The 6,293-nt window shown below is 69.4% G+C and carries 6 protein-coding genes; 4 read left to right on the top strand and 2 right to left on the bottom strand.

All coding sequences use genetic code 11. The features are described from left to right. Nucleotides 1-84: 84 nt before the first annotated feature. Together FNM00_RS03795 and FNM00_RS03790 are read right to left on the bottom strand one after the other, a co-directional pair. On the bottom strand, nucleotides 85-342 hold the full coding sequence (locus tag FNM00_RS03795; protein ID WP_143911678.1) for an HPr family phosphocarrier protein: 258 nt from the start codon (nucleotides 340-342) through the stop codon (nucleotides 85-87). Nucleotides 343-371: 29 nt separating this feature from the next. Next, a complete protein-coding gene (locus FNM00_RS03790) occupies nucleotides 372-2,390 on the bottom strand; it encodes a PTS fructose transporter subunit IIABC (RefSeq protein WP_143911677.1) in 2,019 nt (672 codons plus the stop codon). Nucleotides 2,391-2,556: 166 nt separating this feature from the next. Between FNM00_RS03790 and FNM00_RS03785 the strand changes: the two genes are divergently transcribed. The 4 genes from FNM00_RS03785 (at nucleotide 2,557) to FNM00_RS03770 (ending at nucleotide 6,211) form a co-directional block, all read left to right on the top strand. Next, nucleotides 2,557-3,336 (top strand): enoyl-CoA hydratase/isomerase family protein, encoded by a 780-nt coding sequence (locus FNM00_RS03785; protein ID WP_143911676.1) that lies wholly within the window; start codon nucleotides 2,557-2,559, stop codon nucleotides 3,334-3,336. Nucleotides 3,337-3,338: 2 nt separating this feature from the next. Then, entirely contained in the window at nucleotides 3,339-4,292 is a 954-nt protein-coding gene (locus tag FNM00_RS03780; protein WP_143911675.1) for a hypothetical protein, read from the top strand. Nucleotides 4,293-4,465: 173 nt separating this feature from the next. Beyond that, nucleotides 4,466-5,248, top strand: coding sequence for an electron transfer flavoprotein subunit beta/FixA family protein (locus FNM00_RS03775; RefSeq protein WP_185972954.1), 783 nt, complete (start codon nucleotides 4,466-4,468; stop codon nucleotides 5,246-5,248). A gap of 15 nt (nucleotides 5,249-5,263) precedes the next feature. Beyond that, nucleotides 5,264-6,211: an electron transfer flavoprotein subunit alpha/FixB family protein gene (locus tag FNM00_RS03770; protein WP_143911674.1), complete on the top strand. Its 948-nt coding sequence runs from the start codon at nucleotides 5,264-5,266 to the stop codon at nucleotides 6,209-6,211. The last annotated feature ends 82 nt before the right edge of the window (nucleotides 6,212-6,293 follow it).

Below are 6,293 nucleotides of genomic sequence, written 5' to 3'. Positions count from 1 at the left end.
TTGGCTGGTTGGTCCCCCCCCCTCGGGTGTCCCTCGCCCCCCCCCCCTCCAACCCCCGCGCCCGGAGGGCGAAGGTGAGGCCGGTCAGGCGTCGAGGTCGGCCTCGACCAGTCCGGCGATCTTGTCGACGACGGCCGAGTCCTCGCTCTCGACGGTGACCTCGTCGCCCTTCTTCGCGCCCAGCGTCATGATGAGCAGGGCCGAGCCGGCGTCGACGGGGTCTCCGCCGCCGGTCGCGAGGGTCACGGGGACACCCGCTTCGCTGGCCGCCTGGGCGATCGTGGCGGCGGGACGGGCGTGCAGGCCGACGGACGATCCGACGGTCACGGTCTTGCTGGGCATGTTCGGTCCTCTCGGGAGATTGCTGGGCCTCAGGCCCCGATGGGCGCGGTGGGCTTGCGACCGATCTGCTTGGCCAGGGTCACCGCGAGGGCACTCACGAGAGTACCGACGATGATGGCGACGAAGAACCAGAGCACGTTGCCGACCGCGAAGAACACGAAGATACCGCCGTGCGGGGCCGCGAGCGTCACCCCGGTGCCCATCGCGATCGCTCCCGCAGCGGCCGAGCCGAGCATCATCGAGGGGATGACCCGCAGCGGATCGGCAGCGGCGAACGGGATCGCGCCCTCGGAGATGAAGGCGGCTCCCAGCAACCAGGCCGCCTTGCCGTTCTCCCGCTCCTCCTGCGTATAGAGCCGCGGGCGCAGCAACGTCGAGAGCGCGAGCGCGAGCGGCGGCGTCATGCCGCCGATCATCACCGCGGCCATGATCATCATCTGCGGCGAGTCCGGGTCTCCGAGATTGGCCTCGGCGAGGCCTGCGGTCGCGAAGAGATAGGCCGACTTGTTGATCGGGCCGCCGAGATCGGTGGCCATCATCAGTCCGAGGACCGCACCCAGGATGAAGGTCGATCCGTCCGACATGCCGGTCAGCCAGTCCTCCAGGCCGTTCATGATCCAGGCGATCGGCTTGCCGAGCACGATGACCATGATCAGTCCGGCGACGAGCGTGGTGACGAGCGGGATGATCACGACCGGCATCAGCCCCGCGAGCCAGCGGGGAGGTTGTAGGCGACTGAAGGACATCGCGATCGCGCCGGCGAGCAGGCCTCCGACGATGCCGCCGAGGAAGCCGGTGTCGGACTGCGTGGCCAGATAGCCCATGACAAAGCCAGGGGCGATGCCGGGCCGATCGGCCATCGCGTAGGCGATGTAGCCGGCCAGCGCCGGGACGAGGAACATCATCGCGTAGCCACCGACGACGGAGAACACAGCACCGAGATAGGTGAGCCAGCCGACCGAGACGGCGGCGTTCTCCGCACCCGGCGGCGGGTTGAAGAGGGTGTAGTCGCCGAGGATCGCCTCGCCATCGATGTCGTAGCCGCCGAGCAGGAAGCCGAGCGCGATCAATAGGCCGCCCGCGGCGACGAACGGGATCATGTAGCTGACGCCGGTGAGCAGCCATTGGCGAAGTCGCAGGCCGAAGGAGGTGCCCTCCGCGGTCGAGCTGGACGACGAGGAGGATCCACCCGCCGCGACGCGACGCGCGTTCGGATCGTCGGCAGCCGCGAGCGCATCGCGGATCATGCCGGGACCGTCGTCGATGCCTCGCTTCACGCCGCTCTCGATGACCGGCTTGCCCGCGAACCGGCTCTTGTCCTTGACGCCGACATCGGTCGCGAAGATCACCGCCCTGGCCCGGTCGATCACGGCCGGGTCGAGGCGCTTGCCGCCGGAGGAGCCCTGGGGCTCGATGTGCAGCTCGACACCGGCCTCGGCCGCGGCGCGTTCGAGGGACTCCGCGGCCATGTAGGTATGGGCGATCCCGGTAGGGCACGCGGTGACCGCGACGAGCGAGACGGTCTCGTCCTCCGTTGCCGTGTCCTCGTCAGGCTGTCCGGATTCCTCGGCGGCTGCCTCAGGGGCAGGGGAGGGGGCGGCGGGCGCGACCGCCTCGTCGACGAGCTCGACGATCTCCTCAGGACTGGTCGCGGCGCGCAGGGCGGCGGTGAAGTCGGGGCGCACGAGTGCTCGGGCGAGGGCCGAGAGCAGGGCGAGGTGATCGGCATCTCCCTCGGCGGGTGCCGCGATGAGGAAGGCCAGATCGGCCGGGCCGTCGGGTGCGCCGAAATCGGCGGCGGGTGAGAGCCGGGCGAAGGCGAGCGAGGCCTTCGACACGGCCGCGGACCGGCAGTGCGGGATCGCGATCCCTCCGGGCAAGCCGGTCGCGGACTGACCTTCGCGGGTCAGGGCATCGCGCGCGAGCCCCTCGGCCTCGGCGCGCCCCGCGTCCGCCACACGCTGGGCGAGAGCGGGGATGACGGCACGTGCGTCCGTGCCGAGATCGATGTCGAGCCCGACCAGTTCGGGGACGATGAGATCGGTCATGGTCTTCTTCTCTCTACCGCAGGTGTGGATATGCGTGCATTTATGTGACTTTATGTGATTTTGCGATGTGGGTCACGTGCCTGTCAACCCTGGGTGCCACGATCATGCGACGATGCCTTCGGTACTGCACGAGATGGCGCGGTGGCGTCGAGAGGGAGGTAGTGACGTGGCAGAGTTCGCACGGCTCGACGTGGCAGAGGGTATCGGCACCCTGCGCCTGGACCGGCCCAAGATGAATGCCCTGGACGCGCAGATGCAACGCGAGATCCTTGCTGCCGCGCGCGAGGCCGATGAGCGCGATGATGTCGCGGCCGTGGTCCTCTACGGCGGCGAGCGGGTCTTCGCCGCGGGGGCGGACATCAAAGAGATGGCCTCGATGGACTACGCGCAGATGCTGACCCACGGTCAACTGCTGCAGGAGTTCACCCGGGCCGTCGCCTCGATCGGCAAGCCGACCGTCGCCGCGATCACCGGTTTCGCCCTCGGCGGCGGCTGCGAGGTCGCCCTCGCCGCGGACGTCAGGTTCTGCGCGGCGAATGCCAAGCTAGGGCAGCCCGAGATCCTGCTGGGAATCATCCCCGGCGCCGGCGGCACACAGCGGCTCGCCAGGCTCGTCGGACCGGCCACGGCCAAGGAGCTGATCTACTCGGGTCGCTTCGTCGACGCGGACGAGGCGTTGCGGATCGGGCTGGTCGATGCGGTCCATCCGGCCGAGGCGGTCTACGACGAGGCCGTCGCCTGGGCTCGTCAGTTCGTGGGCGGTCCCGCGCTGGCGCTCCGGGTCGCCAAGGATGTGATCGACCGTGGCCTCGAGGTCGACCTGCAGACGGGGTTGGAGATCGAGCGCGCAGGGTTCACCGGGCTGTTCGCGACGCAGGACCAGAAGGCCGGCATGACCTCCTTCATCGACAACGGGCCCGGTCAGGCGTCCTTCTCCGGGCGGTGACGATGGCCGCCGACGACAAGGAGCGCGCGCGTCAGCTGCGTGCCGAGGCGCGACGCCGTCGCCGGGACGAGGCGCTGCGCCGGTATCGGGAGCGCACCGCCTCGGACGAGCCGTCGCCCGAGGCCGCGGGCAAGCGTCGTCGTGCTGCTGTCGAGGCGGACGAGGGCCCGGCGTACGAGATCGGCTCTTCCGAGGCGGACGATTCGGCCCCGACCGGGCTGCGTCGCCGCGAATCGGAGGAGTCGACACCGGACGAGTCGGAGCGCGCCGCGGAGTATGAAGCCGTCGAGCGCGAAGCGCGTGAAGCGGAAGTGCACGAGGCCGCGGAGCGTGAAGCGCGTGAGGTGGCGGAGCGTGAAGCGGAAGCGCGTGAGGCTGCGGAGCGTGAGGCGCGAGAACGTCGCAAGCCCTTGACCGCCGCCGAGATCGCCGGGGCGGCTTCCACGGCCGATCCCGAGGAGCCCTCGGGCGAGCTCCCGGGTCGTGGTGGCGAGTCCGAGCACCCGCTCGAGGCGTCGCCGGAAGAGGCGGGTGAGGATCAGACGGTCAGCATGACCGACGGGCTGCCCGCGGCCCCGCGAGACCTCGCCGCGCGCGACCTCTCCGTGGTCGCGCCCGCCGGCACCACCTCCGATGTACCCGCTCCGACGAGCCCTCGGCGCTCGGTGGGCGTGCGTGGGCTGCGCGCGTTGGGAACCGTCGCCGTCGCACTCGGCAGCATCGCATCGCTCCTGCTGGCTCTCGGGGCGCTGACGCTCGCGCTCGGCGAGAGGCCGGCGGGCCTGTTCGACCTCCTCGAGCCCGTGTGCCGCACCCTCGCCTTCGGGACCGGCGACGACACCGCGGCCGTCGACCTGCTGGTCACCTGGATCATCGCGGGCCTGGCGTATCTCGTGATCGGCTTCGCCGTGCAGTCCTTCACCCGGCGCGTCACCCGCCGCCGATCACGAGGGTGACCCACGCCACTGTCGAGCCGCTCGCCGCGGAGTTAACTTGCGGGTAACATCGCCGGAGCAAGGGTCACCTCACCGCGTGAATATTTCACAAGGCTAAGGTGATACCCGAATCAGTCGTCAGACTGCCGTGGGCCCGTCCCGGGTCCGCGCCCCGATTTCACAGGAGGGTCCTTGTGACCAAGATCGTTGTCGCTGTGAAGTACGTGCCGGACGCGACCGCGGACCGCACGTTCGACGAAGCCGATAACACCGTTGATCGTGAGAACGTCGACGGTCTGCTGTCCGAGCTCGACGAGTACGCCGTGGAACAGGCCTTGCAGGTCGTCGAGGCCGGCGAGGGTGAGGTGACGGTGCTGACCGTCGGCCCCGCCGATGCCTCCGATGCGGTGCGTAAGGCGCTGCAGATGGGCGCCGACGCCGGTGTCCACGTCGAGGATGACGCGATCGCGGGTTCTGATGCCTTCGCGACCTCGCTGGTGCTCGCCAAGGCGATCGAGAAGCTCGAGTACGACATGGTGTTCTTCGGTATGGCCTCCACTGACGGCGGCCTCGGTGTCGTGCCGACGCTTGTCGCCGAGCGGCTCGGGCTCCCGGCCGTCACGTTCGCTTCGGAGGTCACCGTCGAGGGTGACACCGTCAAGATCCGCCGCGACGGCGATGCTGCCACGCAGGAGATCGAGGCGTCCGGCAAGCTCGTCGTCAGCGTGACCGATCAGACCGGTGAGGCCCGCTACCCGTCCTTCAAGGGCATCATGGCGGCCAAGAAGAAGCCCGTCGAGGAGTGGACGCTGTCCGATATCGGCGTCGACGCCGGCGAGGTCGGCCTCGATAACGCCTGGACCAAGGTCGAGTCGTTCACGCCGCGTCCGCCGCGCACGGCCGGCGAGATCGTCACCGACGAGGGAGACGGCGGAGCCAAGCTCGTCGAGTTCCTCGCCTCCAAGAAGTTCGTGTGAGTAGGAGCCTGAATCATGAGTGAAGTTCTCGTTCTGATCGATGCCCCCGAGGGCAAGGTCGCGAAGCCCTCGCTGGAGCTCCTGACCATCGCTCGCCGCATCGGCGAGCCCTCGGCCGTCGTGTTCGGCTCGGCCGACAACGGCGTCCTCGCCGAGTACGGCGCGGAGAAGATCTACACGCTCGACGATGCCGCGTACGAGGAGTTCCTCGTCGGGCCGAAGGCCGATGCGTTGACGCAGCTGGCCAAGGATGCCTCGCCGGCCGCGATCCTGGTGACCTCCTCCACGGAGGGCAAGGAGATCGCCGCACGCGTGGCGCTGCGTACCGAGTCCGGTCTGATCACCGACGCGGTCGACGTGACCGCCGACGGCGGCACTGTGACCACCACCCAGTCGGCCTTCGCCGGCAACTTCACGGTGACCGCGCAGGTCACCCAGGGTGCTCCGGTCATCGCGGTCAAGCCGAACTCCACCTCGCCGGAGCAGGCCTCCGGCGCCGGTGCGGTCGAGTCGGTCACGGTCGAGATCGCCGACGCGTCCAAGACGGCCAAGATCACCTCCAGCAAGCCCAAGGAGTCCACCGGTCGTCCCGAGCTCACCGAGGCGGCCATCGTCGTCTCCGGTGGCCGCGGCACGGGCGGCGACTTCTCCCAGGTCGAGGCCTTCGCGGACTCGCTGGGTGCCGCCGTCGGCGCTTCGCGCGCCGCGGTCGACTCCGGCTGGTACCCGCACTCGTTCCAGGTGGGCCAGACCGGCAAGACGGTCTCGCCGCAGCTGTACGTGGCGAACGGCATCTCCGGTGCCATCCAGCACCGGGCCGGCATGCAGACGTCCAAGACGATCGTCGCGGTCAACAAGGACGACGAGGCGCCGATCTTCGAGCTCGTCGACTTCGGTGTCGTGGGCGACCTCAAGGAGGTCCTCCCGCAGGCCACCGAGGAGATCACCAAGCGCAAGGGCTGACACGGCTCGCGTGTGACGACGGCCCCCGGCTTACCGCCGGGGGCCGTCGTCATGCCATCGTCCGTTCGGGTGGTTTGTCATG

Source organism: Aeromicrobium piscarium (genome assembly GCF_007421815.1).
GTDB lineage: Bacteria > Actinomycetota > Actinomycetes > Propionibacteriales > Nocardioidaceae > Aeromicrobium > Aeromicrobium piscarium.
This window is presented reverse-complemented; position numbering and strand designations above follow the sequence as displayed.

What these genes read in the sequence shown, in the direction of transcription:
- FNM00_RS03795 (WP_143911678.1), bottom strand. Translation starts at nt 342, where the DNA reads ATGCCCAGCAAGACCGTGACCGTCGGATCGTCCGTCGGCCTGCACGCC.
- FNM00_RS03790 (WP_143911677.1), bottom strand. Translation starts at nt 2,390, where the DNA reads ATGACCGATCTCATCGTCCCCGAACTGGTCGGGCTCGACATCGATCTC.
- FNM00_RS03780 (WP_143911675.1), top strand. Translation starts at nt 3,339, where the DNA reads ATGGCCGCCGACGACAAGGAGCGCGCGCGTCAGCTGCGTGCCGAGGCG.
- FNM00_RS03770 (WP_143911674.1), top strand. Translation starts at nt 5,264, where the DNA reads ATGAGTGAAGTTCTCGTTCTGATCGATGCCCCCGAGGGCAAGGTCGCG.